Here is a 23905-nt window from a genome sequence, read left to right as displayed (position 1 = left end):
TCGTCAGAAAAGGAACCCCATGCCCGCCACACACCGGGTGAAAGTTGCCCGCCCCGACGACGGCGAGACTGTGGGCCACCTCGAGCCGCTGGCCGAGGACTGGTCCTCCGTCCAGCCACGAAACCTGCTGGGGCACAGCCTGGGCGGTCCCACCGGGTTCATGGCCGGGGAAGAACTGTTGGCCGGAAACGGCATTTCCGAGCTGGCCAAGGCAATGCTGTACAGCAAACGCGTCAACATTCCCTGGCCCGACCAGGCAGGTGCGCTCAGCAGGGAGCCGTAGCCGCAGCTGTCCCGGTCTCTGCGCTCCCGGCCCGGTGTCTTTGTCCCTCCGGTTGGCTATGATCAAGGCAGAAGATATGCCAACGTGGGGAGATGTCCAATGCTGCAGCACGGTGAGCCGGCCAACGACGGGGCACCCCCGTTCGTTCCGCCGGGCTATTTCAGCCCTCCGCAACCTCCTCCGGAATATGAAACTCCCGCACCGCCCGCCGCCCGGATGCAGCACCTGCCAGCCGGACAGCGGCCGGTTCAGGAGCCAGCGGGCCTGCAGCGGCCGGCGTTCACAGTGCCCGTGGTTGCGCCTGCCCGGCAGTGGGAGCGGCCGCTTCGCGGCGCCGGCCCGATGGCGGCGGTGAGGCGTTTCTTCAGGAAGTTCGCCACGTTCAGCGGGCGCGCAAGCCGCAGCGAATTCTGGTGGGTGCAGCTGATGTCCGTGCTGCTGTTCCCTGCCGCAGCCATTATCGGCGGCCTCACCGACATGTCACTGCTTGCGTCCGTGTACATGTTGTTCTGCATTGCCTGCATCGTGCCGTACCTTGCCTTGTGCGTGCGCCGGCTCCACGACGCCAATCTGAGCGGCGGTCTCCTGGCCCTGTGCCTGGTCCCCGCCGTTGGTGCGTTCGTTGTGGCGGTCATGATGCTTTTGCCCGGCAAGGATGCGGGGGCGCGTTACGATGCGGCCGCGGCCCGGACGCAACTGCCGTGGAACGGGCTGCGCTAGCGCGCCGGCTGGGGCGTGTCGACCCAGTCGGTGCCGGCTGCCGACAAGGCGTGGCGGCCGGCGCTGAGGGATGCCAGGCGCCCAACGGCGGCGGCTATCACCGTTTCGTCGTCGGGCATGGCCAGCCCGATCTGGGTGTCCACGGCGTCGTACTCGTTGCCTGTCATCACGTAGCCGGAACTGCGCAGCTCGTTCTCCAGCCGCCCGGCCTCGGCATGCGGGACGGCCACCCGGAAGAGCTTCAGCCGCTCACGTCGAACCAGGGGTGCCAGATCCACGGCGGTGCTCACCGATTCCGAATATGCACGCACCAACCCGCCCGCTCCCAGCAGGATCCCGCCAAAATACCTGACGACGACGGCGCACACGTCGCTGAGGTCGGCGCCGGCTCCCACGGGGGAGTCGGCCGGACGGGTCTCCCGCTTCAGGAGCGCATCAAGCATGGGCACCCCGGCGGTGCCTGAAGGCTCACCATCATCGTTTGAGCGCTGCACCCCGCGGTCCGCACCGATCACGAAGGCCGAACAATGGTGCCTGGCGTCGTAAAATTCGCGCCGCAGCCCGGCCAGCAGCTCACGTGCGGAGGCCTCATCCCCGACCCGGCGCAGCACGGTGATGAAACGCGAACGCTTGATGCTGATCTCGTGGCGGAAGTCCGGGCCGGCCGCGAGCGTGGTGTAGGAGTTCGGGCCGGGCGTCGCGAGGGGGATAGTCACGAGGCAATCCTAGCTGCCCACTGAACACGGCCGTGCTGCGGGCAGGTGGATTCCTTGTTGCGCACCGCAGCCGGTGGCAGAATGGTGGGGTTGGACAGTTTCCCACATCGCCGAGGGGCGGCAGGCCATGTTGCAGCTCAGCTTTTTGGGGGAGCAGCGAGTGAACTTGCAGGGGGCGGGCGATTCGCCGTCTCTCGTGGTGGGGCGAGCCCTGGAGATATTGGCCTGCCTGGTTGTGAACGCCGGCAGGCCCCAGGAACGTGAGCGGCTCGCCGGATTGCTGTGGCCCCGGTCGACTGACAGGCAGGCCAGAACCAATCTGCGCCGTGAACTGCACGGGCTGAAGCAGCTTTCCGGCCTCGGGGACCACATCCACCAGGACGGGACCGCCCTGGTCTGGCACGACGGCCCGGGGTGCAGTTCGGATCTCCGCGACTTTCACACCCACCGCGCCCAGGCCCTGCGCTGCCAGCATGAGGGCAATCCGGCCGGGCTCCTGGCCCACGCCTGGTCAGCCATCACCTCCTATGGGGGTGAACTGCTGCCCGGCCTGTACACCGAATGGGTCTTGGCCGAGCGGGAAACCCTGCAGCGCCAATGCGTGGAACTGTGTGACAAGGTGGCTGCGGCAGCCGCCGCAGGCATGCCCGAACGGGCCCTGGCCGCCGCACAACGCCGCATTCAGCTGGCACCCCTTGAAGAGACCGGCTACCAAACACTCATGGAGCTCCAATTCGCCGCGGGGGACGCTGCCGCAGCAGTGCGAAGCTACCACCGCTGTTCGGCAATCCTGGAGCAGGAGCTGGGGGTTGAACCCGGGCCGCGCACCCGCGCACTGGCCCGCCGGCTGCTGGGGTTCACGCCTGCACCGCGGCCCGCGGGCGGCCGTGCCGTGATGAACCTGGTTCAGGGTGCCGGGGCGAACCGTCCCGTGGGGCGGGACCGCCAGGAATCCGTCCTGCAAAAGCGGTGGGCCCGTGCCTGCGCAGGCGTGCCGGGGCTTGTCCTGGTGACGGGCGACGCCGGCGTCGGCAAGACGCGCCTGTTGGCGGCACTGCTGGCCACGGCCCATTCCCAAGGCGCCACGACGGCCTACGCCCGCTGCTTCGCCGGCGCAGGCAGCATCGCCCTTGCCCCTGTGGTGGGTTGGCTGGACAGCCCCGCCCTGCGCCCGTTCGCGGGCGGGCGGCGGACGTTGTGGGGCGCGGAACTGGCACGACTCATGCCGGAACCCCGCATCAACGGGCAGCCCGCGTCCCGGGCGCCCCAGCCGTGGCCGGGCTCCGTCCTGGCCGATGCGTGGCGGCGCCGGACATTCCAGGAAAGCATGGCGCGGGCCGTTCTGGCTTCAGGCCAACCCACACTCCTGGTCCTGGATGACCTGCAATGGTGCGATGAGGAGACACTCGACTGGTTGGCCGTGTTGTTCAGCCTGGCGCCAGCCGCCCAGCTGCTCATCGCTGCCGCTGCACGGCCCGAAGAGCTTGACACCAACACGGCAACCGCCGAAGCCGTGGACGCCCTGCGCAACGGGCATTGGGTTCAGGAACTGGCGCTGGCACCCCTGGACGCAGCCGACACCGCCGAACTGGCCGCATCAATACTGGACCGCACGCTGTCCCACGGTGAGTCGGCGTTGCTGCATGCGGCAACAGGCGGATACCCGCTTCATGTGGTTGAGACTGCCCGGGGCATGGGTGGCGCCACCCTGGCCGAGGTGCTTGCCGGTTCCTCCGACGGGGAAGGCGTCCTGCGCCGGCGCTTCGAGCAATGTTCCCCGCAGGCCCGCGCCGCGGCCTCCCTTGCAGCTGCGGTTGGCCGGGAGTTCAGCCTCGAAACACTCACCCTGGCCTGGCCTGATGATGAACAATCGCTGGTCCGCGCAGTGGATGAGTTGTGGCGCCGGCGGATCCTGCGGGAACAGCATGGCGGTTACGATTTCAGCCACGACCTGCTGCGCAAATGTGCCTACGAACTGGTGTCGCCGCCCCGGCGCTGGCTGCTTCACCGGGGCCTGGCCCGTGCACTCGAGGCCCAACACCCCGGCGACAAAGGCGGCGTGGCTGCGCAGCTGGCCGAACAGTACCGCAGCGCCGGGGACACCGACCGCGCCGTGGGGTACTTTGTCCAGGCAGGCGACGCAGCGACAGGCATCTTTGCCAACGCCCGGGCGGTGGCCGACTACCAGGCAGCGCTGGACCTGATCGCGGATCTGGCCCCGGACCTGGCAACTCCCGGCCGGGAGCTTGAGGTGCTGGTCCGCCTGCCCCAGCCATTGACGGCGCTGCGCGGCTACTCCTCCCCGCAACTTCGGGCCACACTTGAGCACATCATTGACCTCGCCGAGGCCGCCGGCCGATCCCAGGTGCTTGCCTCGGCCCTGATCGGCTTGTTCGCGTCCACGTTTGTGCAGGGAGAGACGACACTGTCCCACACGTTTGCCTGCCGTGCGCTGGAATTGGCCCAGGCCATGCCGGATCTGTCCGGGCAGGCAAATTTCGCGGTGGCGGGAGCGGCCACGAGCCTGGGCCGCATCGAGGAGGCGATCACGCACTTTGACCGGGCCTGTGCCCAAGCCGCCGGTGCCCAGTCCCTCATCCTGGGCACGCGCATCGAGGTGCATGCCAGGGCGTGGGCTGCCCACGCCCATTGGCTTGCCGGGGACGACGGCGGGGCCCTGGCCCTGGCTGACGAAGCTGTGGACCGCGCGACCCTGGCCGAGCATCCCTACAGCCTTGCCGTCGCGCTGGCCTACCGGGCAGTACTGTGGCAGATGCGCATGGCCCCCCGCTACGGGACCGGCATGAAGGGGACTGCCGCCGGGACGGATGCAGCGCAGCCGGATGGCGGAGACCTTGACAGTCTTGCCCGTGAGGCAGCTGGGTTGGAGGCCCTGTGCAGGCGGTACAACTTTGCCTACTACGGGCATTGGGGCAGCATTCTGCGGGGCTGGGCCGCCGGGGGCGGGCAGGGCGCTGACACCATTCGGGCAGGCATGGCGCAATTGCGTGCCACGCTCGCCTTTGCCCGGATGCCCTACTGGCAGAGCCTCCTCGCCGAGACCCTGGCGGGGTCCGGCAGGAACCAGGACGCTGTGGCTGTGCTGGCAGCCGCCGAATCATCCGCCCACCAGCTCGACGACCTGTGGTGGCTGCCGGAAATCCTGCGGCAGCGGGCGCTGCTGGAAGACCCCCCTGCCGCGAGGGTGCTGCTGGCCAGGGCCCGCCAGCTGGCCCAAGCGCAGCGCAGCACCATGCTGGCCGCACGGGTGGCAGACTCCGGCACTCCCCTGTTGTAACTCCGGCCATGGCGGCCCAACCCTGCGGAACTGTGGGCGCCTGCCCAACCCTGCGGAACTGCACACCAAAACTGTGGGTGGGGCCTGGTCCGTGCTGGCAGCGAACGCAGGGCGAACGCCGTCGTCCTAGCGTTGGGGTCACAACGGCGCCGCACCGGCCGCCACCTGCCAAGGAGTCAACACCATGTCAATCAAGGATTTGCCTGCCCGGACCAGCGGACGGCAGGAGGCGCCGCTCGCCGAACTCGCCGCGCAGCTGCGTGGACCGCTTGTCACCCCAGCGGATGCCGGTTATGACGCCGCCCGCGCCGTCTACAACGGCATGATCGACAGGCGCCCGCTTGCCATCGCCCGCTGCGCCCATGCGGCAGACGTTGTCAGCTGCGTCCGCTTTGCCACTGCCCACGGCGTGGAGATCGCCGTCCGGGGAGGCGGGCACAATGCCGGCGGGCTCGGTGTGTGGGACGATGCACTCGTCATCGATTTGTCCGGCATGCGCAGCACGACAGTTGACCCGGCCGCCCGCACGGTGCGGGTTGACGGCGGGTGCACGTGGGGGGATGTGGACAGTGCCACTGTGCCCTTTGGCATGGCCACGCCGTCGGGCTTCATGGCGTCCACCGGCGTGGGCGGGCTTACTCTCGGGGGAGGGGTCGGCTATCTGTCCCGGCGGTACGGGCTCACGGTCGACAGCCTGTTGGGCGCCGACGTGGTGCTCGCCGACGGCACCCTGGTGAGCACCGATGCACACAACCATCCGGAGCTGTTCTGGGCGCTGCGCGGCGGCGGCGGAAACTTCGGCGTTGTGGTTTCGTTCCGGTTTGCCTGCCATGACATTGGTGAGAACGGGACAGTGGTGGCCGGGCCCATTCTGTACGACCTTGCCGACGCACCCGGCGTCATGCGCTGGTACCGGGAGCTGCTGCCCTCCCTGCCCGAAGAGCTCAGCGGCTGGATTGGGCTGATCACCATCCCGCCGGCCCCGCCTTTCCCGGAGGAGCTGTGGGGGCAAAAGTCCTGTGCGATTGTCTGGTGCTACACAGGTTCCGCCGACAGGGCCGATGCCGTCACGGCGCCTGTCCGGGAGTTTGGTGCACCGCTGCTTGTGGGGCTGGCACCCATGCCGTTCTCCATGCTGCAGCAGGCCTTCGACGGGCTGTACCCGGCAGGGCTGCAGTGGTACTGGAAAGCCGACATGTTCGCCGAAATCAGCGATGCAGCCATCGACATCCATGCCAAGTATGGTGCCTTGTTGCCGACAGGGCACTCAACAATGCACCTGTATCCCATCGACGGGGCGGCCATGCGCGTTGACGCAGCCGCCACCGCGTTCCCCTACCGTGGGGGCGGCTGGGCGGGGACCATTGTCGGCGTCGACCCGGATCCGGCCAATGCGGCCGCCATCACCGAATGGGCCAGAAACTACTGGGACGAACTGCACCCCACCTCGGCCGGCGGAGTGTACGTGAACTTTCTGGGCCAGGAAGGCGACGCCAGGGTGCGCAGCGCCTATGGCGCGAACTATGCCCGGCTGGCCCGGGTGAAGGCACAGTACGACCCGCAGAACGTGTTCCACATCAACCAAAACATCCCACCGGCCGGCTGAACCGGGCTCCTGGCCGGCACCCGTGCGGGTGCTGGCTAGGATGGGGGAATGCTTTCACTTGGACTGACCGGCGGCATCGCGGCCGGCAAATCGCTGCTCGCCAACCGTTTCCGCGAACTGGGCGCCGTCGTCATTGACGCCGACAGGCTGGCCCGCGAGGTGGTGGCACCCGGCACTCCGGGCCTGGCCGCCGTCGCCAGGCAGTTCGGTGCCGGGATCCTGCTTCCCGACGGCTCGCTTGACCGTGCGCAGCTGGGTGCGGTCGTGTTTGCCGACAAGGATGCCCGGGAGGCGCTCAATGCGATCGTCCACCCACTTGTCAGGACGGCGGCCGATGCCCTCAAGCACGACGCCGGACCCGGCAGCATTGTTGTCCAGGACATTCCGCTGCTCGTGGAGAGCGGCCAGGGGGCCAACTTTCACCTGGTGGTTGTGGCGCAGGCACCGCGGGACGTTCGCGTGGCCCGGATGGTGCGCGACCGCGGCATGACCGAGTCCGATGCGCTTGCCAGAATTGCCGCCCAGGCCACGGATGCGGAACGTGCGGCCGCCGCTGATGTGCTCATCGTCAATGACGGGACTCCGGAGCAGGCTGTCAAGGAATTGGATGCCCTGTGGCACGACAGGCTGGTCCCCTTCGCAGCCAATCTTGCCGCGGGCGTGCCGGCCGGGACCAGCAAGGAGGTGCGTGCGGTTCAGCCGGACGCCTCGCGGCCCGCCCAGGCGGCCCGGATGGCGGCCCGGGTTGAACACGCTGTGGGGGAGTTGGCCACGAGCATCGACATTGAAGACTCCGGTGGTGACTGGACCACCCTTCGGCTGCAGCCCGCGCCGGGGGCCCGCCGGGAACGAATCGAAGTGGCGCTGGCAACGGCCGGCTTCTTTCCCCTCCGTAACGGCGGCCCCGGCCTGCCCCGGTTTTACTCGGCCGACCCCAGTGCTTCGGCCAGCCTGGTGGTCACCGCTTGAGTTTGCGGTGACATTGACCGGCCCTTGAATGTTCCGGCTAGATGCTCCGGTACTTAAATATTGTGGGGCCCGTTCCCCTTGGAACGGGCCCCACAAAAATGCTGCGTTTTAGTACGTGGTTGGCGTCATCTCGCCGCTGTTCAGCAACACGATGAACGCGATGACGTAGATGACGAGACCGATGAAGCCAAGGATCGTGAAGATCCAACCGAGGATAACGCCGATCTTTGCCGGGGTGTTGTTCGTGAATCCAGCTGCCTGGGACTTCTTCTTGGCGATGATGGAGACAATCAGGCCTGCCAGCGCAAAAACGAAGCAAAGCACCAGGCCAACGATGCCCAATGTCTTTCCCGGGTCTTCAGCCGGTGCTCCATAGGCGGCTCCCTGACCAGGCTGGCCATAGGGGGCAGGCTGGCCATATGTTGCCGGTTCCGAGTAGGAAGGCGGGGCGTCGGAAGGCTTGCCGTACTGGTTTTCTGGATTCTGGGTCATGATTTCCTCTCTAGGGAATGACTATCGGATTGCTGTGATGACTTCTTGCCTCCATTTTTACATGCAATGGACTTATTCACACGCTGAAACCATGGGTAGTACTGCCCATGTCGACCCGGTGGGTCTTTTGTTGCCCGTGGCCCGGGCCCGGGTGATCGGACTCATGTGGCCGGTGGCAGCACATCGGGGGTAGCGTTAAGCCCATGAGTCTTGCGCAGGAGATCAACCGTGTTGTGGCACCCTTTGAAGTGATCAGTGAGTTCCAGCCTGCCGGCGACCAGCCGGCAGCCATCAAGGAACTCACCGAGCGCATCAACAACGGTGAAAAGGACGTGGTCCTGCTCGGTGCCACGGGCACCGGAAAGTCGGCCACCACGGCGTGGCTGATTGAACAGGTGCAGCGTCCGACGCTTGTCATGGTGCAAAACAAGACGCTTGCCGCGCAGCTGGCCAACGAGTTCAGGGAACTGCTGCCGAACAATGCGGTGGAATATTTTGTGTCGTATTACGACTACTACCAGCCGGAAGCTTATGTTCCGCAGTCCGACACCTTCATTGAAAAGGACTCCTCCGTCAACGAGGAGGTGGAACGCCTCCGGCACTCTGCCACCAATGCTCTCCTGACCCGCCGCGACGTGATCGTGGTGGCCACCGTGTCGTGCATTTACGGCTTGGGCACCCCTGAGGAATATGTGGCAGGGATGGTCACGCTCAAGCGCGGTGACCAGATGAACCGGGACGACCTGCTGCGCAAGTTCGTCAGCATGCAGTACACCCGCAACGACATTGACTTCCACCGCGGCACGTTCCGCGTGCGCGGCGACACGGTGGAAATCATCCCGATGTACGAAGAGCAGGCCCTCAGGGTGGAGTTCTTTGGTGACGAGGTGGAGCGCATTTACACCCTGCACCCGCTCACGGGCGACATTATTCGGGAAGAAAATGAGATGTATGTCTTTCCTGCATCCCACTATGTTGCCGGTCCCGACCGCATGGCCCGGGCGGTCAAACAGATCGAAGACGAACTGGCGGTCCGCACGAAGGAACTTGAAAGCCAAAACAAGCTCCTTGAGGCCCAGCGGCTGCGCATGCGCACGACCTATGACCTTGAAATGATGGAGCAGATGGGGTTCTGCAACGGCATTGAAAACTACTCCCGGCACATTGACGGCCGTGACCAGGGCAGCGCCCCCCACTGCCTGATTGACTACTTCCCCGACGACTTCCTGCTGGTCATTGACGAATCCCATGTCACGGTCCCGCAGATTGGCGCCATGTATGAGGGCGACATGTCCCGCAAACGAACACTTGTGGACCACGGCTTCCGGCTTCCCTCGGCCATGGACAACAGGCCGCTGAAATGGGATGAGTTCCTCGAACGCGTGGGCCAGACCGTGTACCTGTCAGCCACGCCCGGCAAGTACGAACTGGGCATGTCGGACGGCTACGTCCAGCAGATCATCCGGCCCACGGGCCTGATTGACCCCGAAATCATCGTCAAACCCTCGCAGGACCAGATCAACGACCTGCTCGGTGAGATCCGGAAGCGGACGGCAAAGAACGAACGCGTCCTTGTCACGACCTTGACCAAGCGCATGTCCGAGGACTTGACCGACTACCTGCTTGGCAATGGCATCAAGGTCCAGTACCTGCACTCGGACGTGGACACGCTGCGCCGTGTTGAACTGCTGCGCGAGCTGCGCATGGGTGTCTTTGACGTGCTCGTCGGCATCAACCTGCTCAGGGAAGGCCTCGACCTGCCGGAGGTGTCGCTGGTGAGCATCCTGGACGCCGACAAGGAGGGCTTCCTGCGGTCCTCGACATCCTTGATCCAGACCATTGGCCGCGCCGCCCGCAACGTCTCGGGCGAGGTGCACATGTATGCGGACAGGATTACGGCATCAATGGAATTCGCCATTGACGAGACAAACCGCCGCCGCGAGATCCAGGTCAGCTACAACAAGCAGCACGGCATTGACCCGCAGCCGCTGCGCAAGAAGATCGCCGACATCACCGACCAGCTGGCCCGTGAAGACGCAGACACCGCCGCGTTGCTGGAAGAGGCCCGGCTGAGACGCGAAGGCACGGCGACGGGCGGCAAGAAGAAGGCGGCCGCCGGCGCAGTGTCCCGGCCGGCTGCCGAACTGATCTCACTCATCGAGGAACTCACAGCCCAGATGCACGGAGCAGCCGCCGACCTGCACTTTGAACTCGCGGCCAGGCTGCGTGACGAGGTGGGCGACCTGAAGAAGGAGCTGCGGCAGATGCGCGAAGCCGGCCATGCCTAATAGGCTCCCGCGCAGCTAAGCGCGGACCAGGCCCAGCAGCCTCGCGAAGATGCCCTCGCCGTCGTCGGATATGCCGTCATGGTGGAAGTCGGCGGTTTCCCACACCTGCAGGCCCTTGACGGCGGCTGCCGTGGCAAGTGAAATCCCCCTGTCGACGAAAATGTCGTCAGCGTACACCGCAGCCGCCGCCGGGACGGTGTTGCGCGCCAGTTGCGCCGGGTCGTACAGGGCTCCCCATCCCTCCGTGCGGGCGGCAAGCACGTCGGCAAGCTCCCGCAGCGGCACCAGGGCCGGGTCCTGTTCGAAGTACCACGGATAGACGGCCTCGCCCGTGAGGAGCGGCTCAGCAGCATCGGCATGGAAGTCCGGATTGGCCGCCAGCACACGTTGCGCGGCCCAGTTGCTGGCCTCGCCCTGGACGTAAATTGACTCGTGCATCAGCGCATACAGGGGATTCGCGGCCCGGCCGACGTAGCCCGACACGTTGGCCAGGAACGAATCCGACAGCCGTGCGCCGTCGGGCGTGCCAATGAACGCGTCCTCCAGCACAAAGTGCAGGCCGTCAAAGCGGGTGTTGCCGCCCAGATAGTTGCCCAGCATCTGCAGGCGTTCACGGGTGAGCATCTCACCGGTTGGCAGGAATTCGGGGACCGCTGCCACGTGGCCCATGAGCCTTGTGACGAGGTCCCGGTCCTGCGGATACTTGGCAAAATACTCGGCATTGCGCCGGCGCAGCCGCTTGAACGTTGCCTGGTAGACCTGGTCGGCCGGTCCGGCCAAGGGGCCGAGGCCGCCGGTGAAGAGCGCCTCCTTCACGCCATCCGGCGCGAAGGAAAGATAGGTGAGCGCACAGAAGCCGCCGTAGCTTTGGCCGAAGATGCTCCACGGGCCGGAGCCGAGCGCGGTGCGGATGAGCTCGGCGTCGGCCACGATGTCTGTCGCCCTGAAGTGTGAAAGGTAGTCCGCCTGCTCGGCAGTGCCGCCGAGCAGGGGAAGCGTCTGCCGGTTGAGAGGCGTCGACAGTCCCGTTCCCCGCTGGTCCAGCATCAGGACGCGAAAGTCCTTGATGGCTTCCCTCAGCCAGCCGCTCGCACCGGCGGGCCTGTTGCCCTTCCCGCCGGGGCCGCCCTGCAGGAACAACAGCCACGGCAGGCCCGCCTGCTGGGGGTCGCTGAGCTCCCGCGCAAAAATCCTGATGGCGGGGCCGGAGGGGTTGCTGTGGTCCAGGGGAGCGGAAAACCAGTGGTCCTGGAGGCGCAGGCCACGGATCTCGTAAGGGGATCCCGCTGCGGACGCCAACTCGGCAACAGGCATTACTGTTCCGCCCCGGTAACGGCCGAGGCCGCTGCGGGAGACCCAAACGCGTCGAGCGCGGTGCCGTCGAGGCGGTAGACATGCCAACCGTCCATGGGCGCCGCGCCGAGCGACTTGTAAAAGTTGATTGACGGCTCATTCCAGTCCAGCACGCTCCACTCAACCCTGGCGTAGCCGCGCTCGACGGCGATCCGGGCCAGCTCGCGCAGCATCGCCTTGCCGTGGCCGCCGCCCCGGGCCTCCGGCCGCACATACAGGTCCTCGAGGTGGATGCCGTGTGTGCCCTCCCAGGTGGAATAGTTCAGGAACCACAGGGCAAAGCCGACAATCGGCTCGCCCTCAACGTGGGAATCAACGACGTGCGCGAAAACCTGCGGGTTGTCGCCGAAAAGGCCGCCATGGAGCATGCTGGCGGTGTTCTTGACGGCGTGCGGCTCCTTTTCATAGATGGCCAGGTCGTGGATCATGCCAAGGATGGCGGGGACATCGGCGGGCACCGCAGTGCGAAGCAAACTCATGCACCGAGCCTATCGCGGACCTTACATCCGGCTGAAGTCCTTGAAAATTACGACGGCGGCCCCGGCCTCGTTCGACGCGTCAAGATCCACCGTGGCCGACATGAACCAGTCGTTGTTGCCTTCCGGGTCAACAACTGTTTGGCGCACCGCCCAGCTGTCTGTGGACGGACTGATGTGCAGCAGGGAGGGGCCGCGAGCCGCCGGGCCGGACTCAATGAATTCGTGTTCGTCCCAATAGTCATCCAGAGCGTCAGCCCAGCGGTCGGCATCCCAGCCGTGCTCGCCGTCGAGCGTTCCCAGCGCTTCAAAGTTGTCATCGGCAGCCAGCTCAACGCGGCGGAACATTTCGTTGCGGACCATGACTCGGAAGGCGCGTGAGTTGTCGGTGAGGCGTGGCGGGGCGGGCGGCAGCGCGGTTTCCTCCACCATGTCGGCGGTGTCGCCGCTGGTCATCTTTTCCCATTCGTCAAGCAGGCTGGAGTCGACCTGGCGGACCAGCTCGCCGAGCCAGGAAATGATGTCCTCCAAGTCTTCGCGGAGGGCAGCCTGGGGGACGGTCTGGCGCAGCGCCTTGTATGCGTCGGTCAGGTAGCGCAGCACGATGCCCTCGGAACGGGCCAGCGAATAGTACTGGACGTACTCGCCAAAGTTCATGGCGCGCTCGTACATGTCCCGGATGATCGACTTCGGGCTGAGCTCAAAGTCACCCATCCACGGGGCTGCCTTGCGGTAGACCTCAAAGGCGTCCGAGAGCATCTCCAGGAGCGGCATGGGGTACGTGACCTCGTCGAGGATCGCCATGCGTTCGTCGTACTCGATGCCCTGCGCCTTCATGTCCGTGATCTTCTCGGTGCGGGCGCGCTTGAGCTGGGCTGACAGGATCTGGCGCGGCTTCTCCAGCGTGGCCTCGATGACGGAGATGACGTCCAGTGCGTAGCTGGGGGATTCGGCATCGAGCAGGTCCAGGGCTGCCAGTGCGAAGGGGGAGAGCGGCTGGTTCAGCGCAAAGTTCATTTGCAGGTGGACCGTCAGGCGGACCGTGCGGCCGTCGGCCTCGAGTTCGTCCTCCGGAATCCGCTCCACGACGCCGGCGCCCAGGAGCTCGCGGTACATGCCGATCGCCTTGCGGATCAGCACGCGCTGCTTGGACGGTGATTCGTGGTTTTGGGTGAGCAGCACCTTGGCCGCCTGGAAGGGGTCTCCCGGACGTTCGAGCAGGTTCAGCAGCATGGCGTGGGTGACGGTGAAACTTGAGGTCAGCGGCTCGGGCACCGATTCCGCCAGCCGCTTGAACGTTGGCTCGCCCCAGCTGACAAAGCCCTGCATGGGCTTCTTCTTAACGACCTGGCGCAGCTTCTTTTGGTCGTCGCCAAACTTCGCCACGGCCTTGGCCATCGACTTGGCGTTTTCAATCACGTGTTCGGGTGCCTGCACAATGACGGTTCCTGCGGTGTCGTAGCCTGCCCTGCCGGCGCGTCCGGCGATCTGCTGGAATTCGCGCACCTGCAGCACACGGGTCTTGACGCCGTCGTACTTGCTCAGGGCGGTCATCAGGACAGTGCGGATGGGCACATTGATGCCCACTCCGAGCGTGTCGGTGCCGCAGATGACCTTGAGCAGGCCCGCCTGGGCAAGCTGCTCGACGAGGCGGCGGTACTTGGGCAGCATGCCTGCGTGGTGGACGCCAATGCCGTGGCGGACCAGGCGGTTGAGGGTTTTGCCGAAGCCTGCGGAGAAACGGAAGCCGGCGATGAGCTCGCCGATCTTGTCCTTTTCCTCACGGGTGCACACGTTGATGCTCATGAGGTTTTGGGCGCGGTCAATGGCCTCGGCCTGGCTGAAGTGCACAACGTACACGGGGACCTGCTTGGTCGCCAGGAGTTCTTCCAGGGTCTCGTGCACACCGGTTTGCACATAGTAGTAGTGCAGGGGGATGGGCCGCTCGCCCGAGGAAACGGTGGTGGTGGTTCGGTTGGTGAGTTCCGTCAGCTCACGTTCAAAACGGCTGACGTCGCCCAGCGTGGCGCTCATGAGCAGGAACTGCGACTGCGGCAGTTCAAGCAGGGGAAGCTGCCATGCCCAGCCGCGCTGCGGGTCGGAGTAGTAATGGAATTCATCCATGATGACGACGCCGGCATCGGCGTTTTCGCCTTCACGCAGGGCAATGTTTGCCAGGATCTCGGCCGTGCAGCAAATGATGGGTGCGTCCTGGTTCACCGAGGAGTCGCCGGTGACCATGCCGACGTTTTCGGCCCCGAAGATCTCGCACAGCGCAAAGAACTTCTCCGACACGAGTGCCTTGATGGGTGCCGTGTAGTAGCTGGCGGCGCCCCGGGCCATCGCGTTGAAGTGCGCAGCAATGGCGACCAGCGACTTGCCCGAGCCCGTCGGTGTGGACAGGATGACATTGTTCCCGCTCACGAGTTCAAGCGCTGCCTCCTCCTGGGCGGGGTACAGCTCCAGCCCCCGGTCAAGTGTCCACTCCAAAAACGCGTCCAGAACGTCATCGTCGGTGGCGGTTTGCGGATTCAAGGTGGCAAGCTGTTCAAGAAGATTCATGGTCTTCCCAGCTTAGGCGGTCGGGGCTGCCGCTTGATAACTGCGTGGACTGGATAACAGGACTGTGGAGCGTTAACCGCGTGTGGGAGGATGACGCCATGGGTGATCAAACTTTTCTCTGGGAACCGGCCAAATACGCGCAGTTCAGCGACTACCGCGACAGGCCGTTTTTCGACCTGACGTCCCGCATCACGGCCCGGGCCCCGTCCCGCGTGGTTGACCTCGGCTGCGGGCCCGGCAATCTCACGGCCACGTTGGCCGCGCGCTGGCCCGGCGCGTCCGTGTTGGGGCTCGACAGTTCAGCGACCATGATCGCAGCAGCCCAGGCCGCCCACAGCCCAGGCGAAAACACTCCGCGGGAGGTTGGCGATGCAGACGAGGTGCAGCCGGGACTGGGTTTTGCCCTTGCCGACATTGCCGGCTGGACCCCGGATGAAAGCACCGACGTTGTGGTGTCCAACGCAGCGCTGCAGTGGGTGCCCGGGCACCGGGAACTCATGTCGGGCTGGTTGGCTGCCCTGCGTCCCGGTGCATGGCTGGGAGTCCAGGTGCCGGGGAACTTTGGCTCGCCGTCGCACGTCATTATGCGAGAACTGGCGACCAGCCCGCGCTGGCGCGACCGCCTGGAGGGGGTGCTGCGCCACGATGACGCAGTGGGGGAGCCGGGCCAGTATCACGAGCTGTTCCTGCGCGCCGGGGCCAGGGTTGACGTGTGGGAGACAACATACAACCAGCTGCTGCAGGGACCGGACCCGGTGCTTGACTGGGTCCGCGGGACCGGGTTGAGGCCCGTCCTGGCCGCGCTGGGACCGGAAGTGAGCGTAGATTTTGAGAAGGAGTACGCAGCCCTTTTGGCGGCGGCATACCCCGCAGGAGAGTTCGGCACAATTTATCCGTTCCGGCGGATCTTCATGGTGGGAGAAAAGCGATGACGGAACTTTTGGACTTTCCCCAGGACTGGCAGCGGGCACTGGTGATTGTGGCCCATCCCGACGACCCGGAATACGGCATGGCGGCCGCTGTGGCCGAATGGATTGCCGCAGGCAAGCAGGTCAGCTATGTCATGGCCACCCGCGGAGAGGCCGGAATTGCCGGCCTGGCACCGGAGGACTCCGCTCCGCTGCGCAGCCGGGAACAGGAAAACGCGTGTGCAAGGGTCGGCGTCACCGACCTGGTGTTCCTGGACCATCACGACGGCCGGATTGTGGAGGGGCTCGCCCTGCGCCGGGATTTTGCCCGGGAGATCCGCCGGGTACGCCCGGACCTCGTGCTGACACTGAACCACCGCGACGAGTGGGGGCCGGGCCGCTGGAATTCCGCCGACCATCGTGCCGTGGGCCGGGCTGTCCTTGACGCCGTCGGCGACGCCGACAACGAGTGGATCTTCCCTGAGCTCGCAGCCGAAGGGCTTGGCCGGCACAAGACCCGTTGGGTGGCCATCAGCTCCCCACAGCCGACGCATGCCCAACAGGTTTCGGCGGCCAGTATTGAAATGGCCGTGGCCTCACTGGCTGAGCACAAGGAATATCTGCGGGCCTTGAGTGCTGATCCCGTGGAGGACCAGGCCCGGGCACAAATTGACATGGTTACTGGCAACGGCGCCGTGTCATTTGAACTTTACGGCTGAGGCTGCATCAACTGCGGGCCGGATTCACCGCACTTCCGCCCCTGGCAGCGTCTGGGCCGCGAATCAGCGGTTGGGCAACAGCTGAAACGCGGCCCATGCGCTTAATCGTGGTCCGTGGCTGGGTGGCAACAGCTGAAAGGCGGCCCAGGCGCTTAATCGCGGACCATGGAACGTGGGGGACAGGCGGCGACCGGCGGCGCGCAAAATCCACAGGACGAACTTCACTGACAATGCAGGCAGGTCAGGAGTACGTTGATAGCTGACAGAACTACACGTCCGGCGGCACCTACAGGAGGATTTGTGCTGTTCCAACTAATCGCACGAAATCTGGCGCCGCACAAGGGCCCGCTGCTGGCCATTGTGGTGCTGCAGCTTCTCTCCACCCTTGGGACGCTTTACCTTCCCACGCTCAACGCCGACATCATTGACGACGGCGTGGTCAAGGGCCAAATTGACGTCATCATGAACCTGGGCCTGTGGATGCTGCTGATCACGGCCGGCCAGGTGGTGTGCGCCATCGCGGCAACCTACCTCAGCGCCCGGCTGGCCATGGGCGTGGGCCGACAGATCCGCCGCGACCTTTTCAACAAGGTGGAAACATTTTCCTCCCAGGAAGTGGGCATCATTGGCGCGCCCTCCCTGATCACCCGCACCACCAATGACGTCCAACAGGTGCAGATGCTCACCTTGATGTCGTTCACGATGATGGTCATGGCACCCATCATGTGCGTTGGCGGGATCATCCTGGCCATGGCCCAGGATGTCCCCCTCTCGGGCCTGCTGCTGGTGATCCTGCCCGTGCTGATCGTCGCCATCGGCCTCATTGTCAGGGTTCTGGTCCCCACGTTCCGCAAGGTGCAAAAGCAGCTGGACGACATCAACGGCGTGCTGCGTGAACAAATCACAGGCATCAGCGTCATCCGGGCCTTCGGCCGCAAGGACTATGAGGCCGACCGCTTCGCCACCGCCAACGGCGCGCTGACCGGCTCCCAACTGCGGGCCGGCCGGCTCCTGTCACTCATGTTCCCCACCATCTTCTTCGTGGTCAACGTGACGAGCGTGGGCGTGCTGTGGTTTGGCGGCCAGCGCATCGACGCCGGGCAGATGCAGATTGGCGCCCTGACGGCCTTCCTGAGCTACATCATGCAAATCCTCATGTCGGTCATGATGGCCATGTTCATGTTCATGATGATCCCGCGTGCTGCCGTCAGCGCCGAACGCATCACCGAAGTCCTGGACACCGAGGCCAGCGTGGTTGACGCCCCCGGGGCGCTTTCCCTCGACAGGCTCGGCGGGCGGCTCCGCGTCGACAACGCCGCCTTCAGCTACCCGGGCGCCCAGGATCCCGTCCTGTCCGGCGTCAGCTTCAGTGCAGGCCCGGGAACCACGACGGCGGTCATCGGCTCTACCGGCAGCGGCAAGTCCACGCTGGTGAACCTCATCCCCAGGCTCCTGGACAGCACGGAGGGGGCCATCGAGCTGGGCGGACACAACATCAAGGAAGTCACGCTGGCCACCTTGCGCGGCTCCATTGGGCTGGTGCCGCAAAGGGCTTACCTGTTCACGGGCACCGTGGCCAGCAATGTCCGCATGGGCAACCCCGAGGCAAGCGATGAACAGGTGTGGGACGCCCTGGAAACGGCACAGGCTGCAGACTTTGTGCGTGAAATGCCGCAGGGCCTGGAAGCCCCCATCGAACAAGGCGGCTCGAACGTCTCCGGCGGACAACGCCAACGCCTGTGCATAGCCCGCGCCATTGCGGCCCGGCCGTCGGTGTACTTGTTTGATGACAGTTTCTCCGCCCTCGACTACGCCACCGATGCAAAACTGCGGGCGGCCCTGAAACCCGTCACCCGCGACGCAGCCGTCCTTGTCGTCGCCCAGCGCGTGAGCACCATCAAGGACGCAGACAACATCCTGGTGCTGGACGAAGGGCGCCTGGTGGGCCAGGGCACGCACGAACAACTGCTGGAAACATGCCCGACCTACCAGGAGATCGTCACGTCCCAACTGAACACAGAGGACGCCACCGAAGGCCAGGGGAGCCCCGCATGAGCATGATGAGAGGGCGCGGCGGCCCGCCACAAAAAGCGTTGTCCTTCGGCCCCAGCCTCAAACGGATCCTGCGCCTCATGGCCCCCGACAAGATGCGCATGGCCGCCGTCGTTGTCATGGCAGCCGTCTCCGTGGGCCTGTCCGTCGTGGCCCCCAAGGTCCTTGGCCGGGCGACAGACATCATTTTTGACGGCGTCGTGGGCAAAATGCTTGCACAGTTCCCGGCCGGCACCACGAAGGACCAGGCCGTGGCGGCACTGCGCGCCGACGGCCAGGGCCAGCTGGCCGACATGCTCTCGGCCATGAACGTGGTCCCGGGCCAGGGTCTTGACTTCCAGGCGCTCGGTGCCGTGCTGACCATCGTGTTGTGCCTGTACGTGGCCGCATTCTTCTTCAACTGGTCCCAGGGGTACATCACCACCGGCATTGTCCAGCGGGCCATGTACAGGCTGCGCCGGGACATTGAGGAAAAACTGAACCGCCTGCCCATGTCGCACTTCCAGCAGGAATCCCGTGGCGACGTCCTGTCCCGGGTCACCAATGACATCGACAACTTCTCCCAAACACTGAACCAAACGCTGACGCAGATCCTGATCGCCGTGCTCACCGTGTGCGGCGTGCTGGCCATGATGTTTTCCATTTCCCCGATCCTGGCCGGCATCTCCCTGCTCGCGGTGCCCATCATTGCCGTGATGACGGTTTTGGTGGCCAAGCGTTCGCAGGTGCAGTTCGCGGCCCAGTGGAAGAGCACCGGGGACCTGAACGGGCACGTGGAGGAGATGTTCACGGGACATGAGATCGTCAAGGCCTTCGGCCAACAGGACGCAGCCATTGAAAAGTTCAGGGAGTCCAATGACTACCTGTACGAATCAAGCGCCAAGGCGCAGTTCATCTCCGGCATCATCATGCCAGGCACCAACTTTGTCGCCAACCTCAACTATGTGGTGGTTGCGGTGCTGGGCGGCATCCAGGTGGCCCAGGGTGCCCTGACGATTGGCAGCGTCCAGGCGTTCATCCAGTATTCCCGCCAGTTCAGCCAGCCCATGGCCCAGCTGGCCGGCATGATCAACCTGCTGCAGTCCGGCGTGGCATCGGCCGAGCGCGTCTTTGAGCTCCTGGATGCCCGGGAGCAAACCCCTGACCACAGCCCTGCCGCCCGGCTCGGGGAACCAGCCGGACGGGTCGTGTTTGACCACGTCAACTTTGGCTACAGTCCCGGGGAGCCCCTGATCAAGGACTTGTCACTTGTGGCGGAGCCCGGCGAAACGGTCGCCATCGTGGGCCCCACGGGTGCGGGCAAGACGACGCTGGTGAACCTGCTCATGCGGTTCTACGAGATTGACTCCGGCACCATCACCGTGGATGGCGTCAACACCGCGCACCTGACCCGCGAAGACCTGCGCAGCCAATTCGGCATGGTCCTCCAGGATGCCTGGCTCTTCGGGGGCACAATCAGGGACAACCTGGCCTATGGCCGGCTGGGGGCCAGCGAGGCAGACATCGTCGAGGCCGCCGAAGCCACGCATGTCGACCACTTTGTGCGTTCGCTCCCTGACGGCTATGACACCGTCCTGACTGACGACGGCGGCGGGCTGAGCCAGGGGCAGCGCCAGCTCATGACCATTGCCAGGGCCTGGATCGCAAACCCGGGCATCTTGATCCTGGATGAAGCCACCAGCTCGGTGGACACACGCACGGAGGTGATGATCCGGCAGGCCATGAACAGGCTGCGAGCCAACCGGACTAGCTTTGTCATTGCCCACAGGCTCTCAACCATCCGGGACGCGGACTTGATCCTCGTCATGAACCACGGCCGGATCATTGAACAAGGCAGCCACGCTGAGCTGTTGGCCCGCCAAGGTTTCTACTACGATCTGTACATGAGCCAATTCGGGGATCCGATGGTGGAAGAGGTGGGTCAGGCATGAATGCCATGGATATATTGATGCGCCGCTGGCATCTCGATACGGAGTCGACGGTGCCGCCTTTCGAACAGGTCAGGTTGCGGGTGCTGGATCTGGCCTCGTCCGGTGAACTGGCTGTTGGCACCAAGCTGCCCTCGGTCCGGGCGCTGGCAACAGACCTCGGCGTGGCCGCAAATACAGTGGCCCGGGCCTACCGCGAACTTGAACAGGCCGGCATCGTGGTGACCGCCGGCCGCAGCGGCACGGCCATCGCCTCGGGAGGGGACAAGATTGCCGCCCAGGTGGCCGCCGCGGCGGACTCCTTCGCCGCCGTCGTGCGTGAACTTGGTGTGCCCCAGACGCAGGCCCTGCGCATTGTCACGGCAGCCCTTGAACGTAATTGACGCCATCCACAGTCAGCACCCTTAGGGCACACGTTCGAACGAACTTTCGATTATACTAGCGAATGAATGCAACGCACGGCGGACTTGCGGCCGTGCCAGTGCCACGCCGCGGACGGCCATTGATGATCCGCCGGCGGTGTGGCAGCCAGTGATGTGAAGGAAACAATGGCCCAGTCTGTAACCCCTGAAATTGTCCAACGCCCCGATCTGTCGCGGCTGGTTGTCAAGGGCGCCCGCGAGCACAACTTGCGCAACGTCGATCTTGACCTGCCCCGCGACGCCATGATTGTGTTCACCGGCCTGTCGGGCTCGGGCAAGTCCTCCTTGGCCTTCGACACCATCTTTGCCGAGGGCCAGCGCCGCTACGTCGAGTCTCTGTCGGCCTATGCCCGGCAGTTCCTTGGCCAGGTCGACAAGCCCGATGTTGACTTCATCGAGGGCCTGTCGCCGGCGGTGTCCATCGACCAAAAGTCGACGTCGAAGAACCCGCGCTCAACCGTGGGCACCATCACCGAAATTTACGACTACATGCGCCTGCTGTGGGCGCGCGTGGGCACGCCGCACTGTCCCGTGTGCGGGGAGCCCATCGCCAAGCAGACGCCGCAGCAGATCGTTGACCAGCTGCTGGAAATGCCGGAAGGCACCCGCTTCCAGGTCCTGGCACCCGTGGTGCGGGACCGCAAGGGCGAATTTGTCGAGCTGTTCAAGGAACTCACGGCCAAGGGCTACTCCCGCGCCAAGGTCGACGGCGAACAGGTCCAGCTGTCGGATCCGCCCAAGCTGAAGAAGACGTTCAAGCACACGATCGAGGTTGTTGTTGACCGCCTCGTGGTCAAGGACGGCATCCAGCAGCGCCTCACCGACTCGGTGGAAACCGCGCTGGGCCTGGCCGACGGCCGCATCCTGGCCGAATTGGTTGACCTGGAGACCGACGATCCGGGCCGCATCCGTTCCTTCTCGGAGAACCTCGCCTGCCCCAACGAGCACCCGCTGGCCATCGACGAGATCGAGCCGAGGTCATTTTCCTTCAACAACCCGTTCGGCGCCTGCACCGCTTGCAGCGGCATCGGCAGCAAACTTGAGGTAGACGAGGAGCTCGTCGTCCCCAACCCGTTCCTGTCCCTGCGTGAGGGCGCCATTGCCCCGTGGTCGCTGGGCACGGCGACCACGGAGTACTGGAACAGGCTGCTGGAGGGGCTTTCCGCGGACCTGGACTTCAGGCTGGAAACCCCGTGGAACAAGCTGGACACCGACGCCCGAACGGCCATCCTGTACGGCAAGGACCACAAGGTCGTGGTGCAGTACAAGAACCGCTTTGGCCGCGAACGCAAATACAGCACCGGTTTTGAGGGTGCCGTCCAGTACATCCAGCGCAAGCACATGGAAACCGAGTCGGACTCGGCCCGTGACCGGTACGAAGAGTACATGCGCCAGATTCCCTGCCCCGCCTGCGGCGGTGCACGCCTGAACCCGGCATCACTGTCGGTGCTGATCAACGGCAAATCCATTGCCGAGGTCTGTGCGCTGTCAATGCGCGACTGCTTTGAGTTTCTCTCCAACCTGGTGCTGACCGGCCGCGAGGCCCAGATCGCCAGCCAGGTCCTGAAGGAGATCCAGGCGAGGTTGAAGTTCCTTTTGGACGTCGGCCTGGAATACCTCAACCTTGAGCGGGCCTCGGCCACGCTCTCGGGCGGCGAGGCCCAGCGCATCCGCCTGGCAACCCAGATTGGTTCGGGCCTGGTGGGCGTGCTGTACGTCCTGGACGAGCCGTCCATCGGCCTGCACCAGCGCGACAACCGCCGCCTGATCGGGACGCTGACCCGGCTGCGCGACCTGGGCAACACCTTGATAGTGGTTGAGCACGACGAGGACACCATCAAGGAAGCCGACTGGATCGTTGACATCGGCCCCGGTGCCGGTGAGCATGGCGGCGAAGTCGTGCACTCAGGCTCCCTGCCCGGGCTGCTGGCCAACACCCGCTCGCTGACCGGCGACTACCTGTCGGGCCGCAAGAGCATCGCCCTGCCCGCCAAGCGCCGCAAGTACGACAAAAAGCGTGAGCTCGTCGTCGTCGGGGCCAGGGAAAACAACCTGCTCAACATTGATGTGAAGTTCCCGTTGGGGGTCCTGACAGCCGTCACCGGTGTCAGCGGCTCCGGCAAGTCGACACTTGTCAACGAGATCCTGTACAAGGTTCTCGCCAACAAGCTCAACGGGGCCAAGCAGGTCGCCGGGCGCCACCTGCGCGTTGACGGCCTGGAGCACCTCGACAAGGTGGTCCACGTTGACCAGAGCCCGATCGGCCGCACTCCGCGCTCCAACCCGGCCACGTACACGGGCGTCTTTGACAACATCCGCAAGCTCTTCGCGGAGACGAATGAGTCGAAGATGCGCGGCTACCAGCCGGGCCGCTTCTCCTTCAACGTCAAGGGCGGGCGCTGCGAGGCGTGCACAGGCGACGGCACACTGAAGATCGAGATGAACTTCCTGCCTGACGTGTACGTGCCCTGCGAGGTGTGCCACGGCGCCCGCTACAACCGCGAAACCCTTGAGGTGCACTACAAGGGGAAGTCCATTGCCGACGTCCTGAACATGCCCATCGAGGAAGGTGCCGACTTCTTCGCCGCCTTCACGCCGATTGCCCGGCACCTGCGCACGCTGGTCGACGTCGGACTTGGCTACGTCAGGCTGGGGCAGGCCTCAACGACGCTTTCAGGCGGCGAGGCGCAGCGCGTGAAGCTTGCCGCCGAACTGCAGAAGCGTTCCAACGGCCGCAGCATCTACGTGCTCGACGAGCCGACCACCGGCCTGCACTTTGAGGACATCCGCAAGCTGCTGCTCGTGCTTCAGGGGCTTGTCGAGAAGGGCAACACCGTCATCGTGATTGAACACAACCTCGACGTGATCAAGAGCGCCGACTGGGTTGTTGACCTGGGCCCGGACGGCGGCACCGGCGGCGGCCGCGTGATCGCCACCGGCACCCCGGAAAAGGTCGCCAAGAGCGGCGAGAGCTACACGGCCGACTTCCTGCGTGAGGTGCTGGCCCCGTGACAGCCCCCCCCCGCTAAAGCCTCCAGCGCCCCTCCCCAAGATCCAGTGTGCAGTTGTTGGACGAAAAACGCCCCGGAAAGCGACCTCCCGGCCAACAACAG

The 23905-nt window shown here is 65.0% G+C and carries 17 protein-coding genes; 12 read left to right on the top strand and 5 right to left on the bottom strand.

Translation table 11 applies throughout. The features are described from left to right. Nucleotides 1–19: 19 nt before the first annotated feature. Nucleotides 20–283 carry a hypothetical protein gene (locus AC1L6K_RS13175; protein WP_480949317.1) on the top strand — a complete coding sequence of 88 codons (264 nt, stop codon included), beginning with the start codon at nucleotides 20–22 and terminating at the stop codon, nucleotides 281–283. Between the two features lie 99 nt (nucleotides 284–382). After that, on the top strand, nucleotides 383–1003 hold the full coding sequence (locus tag AC1L6K_RS13170) for a DUF805 domain-containing protein (protein ID WP_480949316.1): 621 nt from the start codon (nucleotides 383–385) through the stop codon (nucleotides 1001–1003). Here the strand turns inward: AC1L6K_RS13170 and AC1L6K_RS13165 are convergent. Next, on the bottom strand, nucleotides 1000–1719 hold the full coding sequence (locus tag AC1L6K_RS13165; protein ID WP_480949315.1) for an IMPACT family protein: 720 nt from the start codon (nucleotides 1717–1719) through the stop codon (nucleotides 1000–1002). The genes AC1L6K_RS13170 and AC1L6K_RS13165 overlap by 4 nt on opposite strands. Nucleotides 1720–1846: 127 nt before the next feature. Between AC1L6K_RS13165 and AC1L6K_RS13160 the strand changes: the two genes are divergently transcribed. The 3 genes from AC1L6K_RS13160 (at nucleotide 1847) to coaE (ending at nucleotide 7592) form a co-directional block, all read left to right on the top strand. Then, nucleotides 1847–5017 (top strand): AfsR/SARP family transcriptional regulator, encoded by a 3171-nt coding sequence (locus AC1L6K_RS13160; protein ID WP_480949314.1) that lies wholly within the window; start codon nucleotides 1847–1849, stop codon nucleotides 5015–5017. 184 nt (nucleotides 5018–5201) lie between these two features. Next, nucleotides 5202–6623, top strand: coding sequence for an FAD-binding oxidoreductase (locus tag AC1L6K_RS13155; protein ID WP_480949313.1), 1422 nt, complete (start codon nucleotides 5202–5204; stop codon nucleotides 6621–6623). A 48-nt stretch (nucleotides 6624–6671) separates the two neighbouring features. After that, complete coding sequence (gene coaE, locus AC1L6K_RS13150; RefSeq protein ID WP_480949312.1) at nucleotides 6672–7592, top strand: dephospho-CoA kinase; 921 nt, start codon at nucleotides 6672–6674, stop codon at nucleotides 7590–7592. Between the two features lie 108 nt (nucleotides 7593–7700). Here the strand turns inward: coaE and AC1L6K_RS13145 are convergent, their stop codons facing one another. Beyond that, nucleotides 7701–8084 carry a DUF4190 domain-containing protein gene (locus AC1L6K_RS13145; protein WP_480949311.1) on the bottom strand — a complete coding sequence of 128 codons (384 nt, stop codon included), beginning with the start codon at nucleotides 8082–8084 and terminating at the stop codon, nucleotides 7701–7703. A 203-nt stretch (nucleotides 8085–8287) separates the two neighbouring features. Here AC1L6K_RS13145 and uvrB point away from each other — a divergent pair, with 203 nt between their 5' ends. Next, nucleotides 8288–10372 carry an excinuclease ABC subunit UvrB gene (gene uvrB / locus AC1L6K_RS13140; protein WP_480949310.1) on the top strand — a complete coding sequence of 695 codons (2085 nt, stop codon included), beginning with the start codon at nucleotides 8288–8290 and terminating at the stop codon, nucleotides 10370–10372. Nucleotides 10373–10387: 15 nt separating this feature from the next. Here the strand turns inward: uvrB and AC1L6K_RS13135 are convergent, their stop codons facing one another. Genes AC1L6K_RS13135 through AC1L6K_RS13125 form a run of 3 tightly spaced genes read right to left on the bottom strand, consistent with a single transcriptional unit; the run spans nucleotide 10388 to nucleotide 14763 of the window. Continuing rightward, nucleotides 10388–11686: an alpha/beta fold hydrolase gene (locus tag AC1L6K_RS13135; protein ID WP_480949309.1), complete on the bottom strand. Its 1299-nt coding sequence runs from the start codon at nucleotides 11684–11686 to the stop codon at nucleotides 10388–10390. Beyond that, the gene (locus tag AC1L6K_RS13130) at nucleotides 11686–12204 is read right to left on the bottom strand and encodes an N-acetyltransferase family protein (protein ID WP_480949308.1); all 519 of its coding nucleotides are present in this window, start codon (nucleotides 12202–12204) and stop codon (nucleotides 11686–11688) included. The genes AC1L6K_RS13135 and AC1L6K_RS13130 overlap by 1 nt, the downstream gene beginning before the upstream one ends. A gap of 21 nt (nucleotides 12205–12225) precedes the next feature. Then, nucleotides 12226–14763 (bottom strand): DEAD/DEAH box helicase, encoded by a 2538-nt coding sequence (locus AC1L6K_RS13125; RefSeq protein ID WP_480949307.1) that lies wholly within the window; start codon nucleotides 14761–14763, stop codon nucleotides 12226–12228. Between the two features lie 98 nt (nucleotides 14764–14861). Here AC1L6K_RS13125 and AC1L6K_RS13120 point away from each other — a divergent pair, with 98 nt between their 5' ends. The 6 genes from AC1L6K_RS13120 to uvrA all read left to right on the top strand — a co-directional run bounded on the left by AC1L6K_RS13120 (nucleotide 14862) and on the right by uvrA (nucleotide 23804). Beyond that, the gene (locus tag AC1L6K_RS13120) at nucleotides 14862–15695 is read left to right on the top strand and encodes a trans-aconitate 2-methyltransferase (RefSeq protein ID WP_480949306.1); all 834 of its coding nucleotides are present in this window, start codon (nucleotides 14862–14864) and stop codon (nucleotides 15693–15695) included. Then, complete coding sequence (locus AC1L6K_RS13115; RefSeq protein ID WP_480949305.1) at nucleotides 15692–16390, top strand: PIG-L deacetylase family protein; 699 nt, start codon at nucleotides 15692–15694, stop codon at nucleotides 16388–16390. Before AC1L6K_RS13120 ends, AC1L6K_RS13115 begins: the two co-directional genes overlap by 4 nt. A gap of 300 nt (nucleotides 16391–16690) precedes the next feature. Beyond that, nucleotides 16691–18445 (top strand): ABC transporter ATP-binding protein, encoded by a 1755-nt coding sequence (locus AC1L6K_RS13110; protein ID WP_480949304.1) that lies wholly within the window; start codon nucleotides 16691–16693, stop codon nucleotides 18443–18445. Then, nucleotides 18442–20373, top strand: coding sequence for an ABC transporter ATP-binding protein (locus AC1L6K_RS13105; protein ID WP_480949303.1), 1932 nt, complete (start codon nucleotides 18442–18444; stop codon nucleotides 20371–20373). The genes AC1L6K_RS13110 and AC1L6K_RS13105 overlap by 4 nt, the downstream gene beginning before the upstream one ends. Next, nucleotides 20370–20753: a GntR family transcriptional regulator gene (locus AC1L6K_RS13100; RefSeq protein WP_480949302.1), complete on the top strand. Its 384-nt coding sequence runs from the start codon at nucleotides 20370–20372 to the stop codon at nucleotides 20751–20753. The genes AC1L6K_RS13105 and AC1L6K_RS13100 overlap by 4 nt, the downstream gene beginning before the upstream one ends. A 165-nt stretch (nucleotides 20754–20918) precedes the next feature. After that, a complete protein-coding gene (gene uvrA, locus AC1L6K_RS13095) occupies nucleotides 20919–23804 on the top strand; it encodes an excinuclease ABC subunit UvrA (protein ID WP_480949301.1) in 2886 nt (961 codons plus the stop codon). Nucleotides 23805–23905 lie beyond the last annotated feature (101 nt).

Source organism: Specibacter sp. BI4 (assembly GCF_056680095.1).
This window is presented reverse-complemented; position numbering and strand designations above follow the sequence as displayed.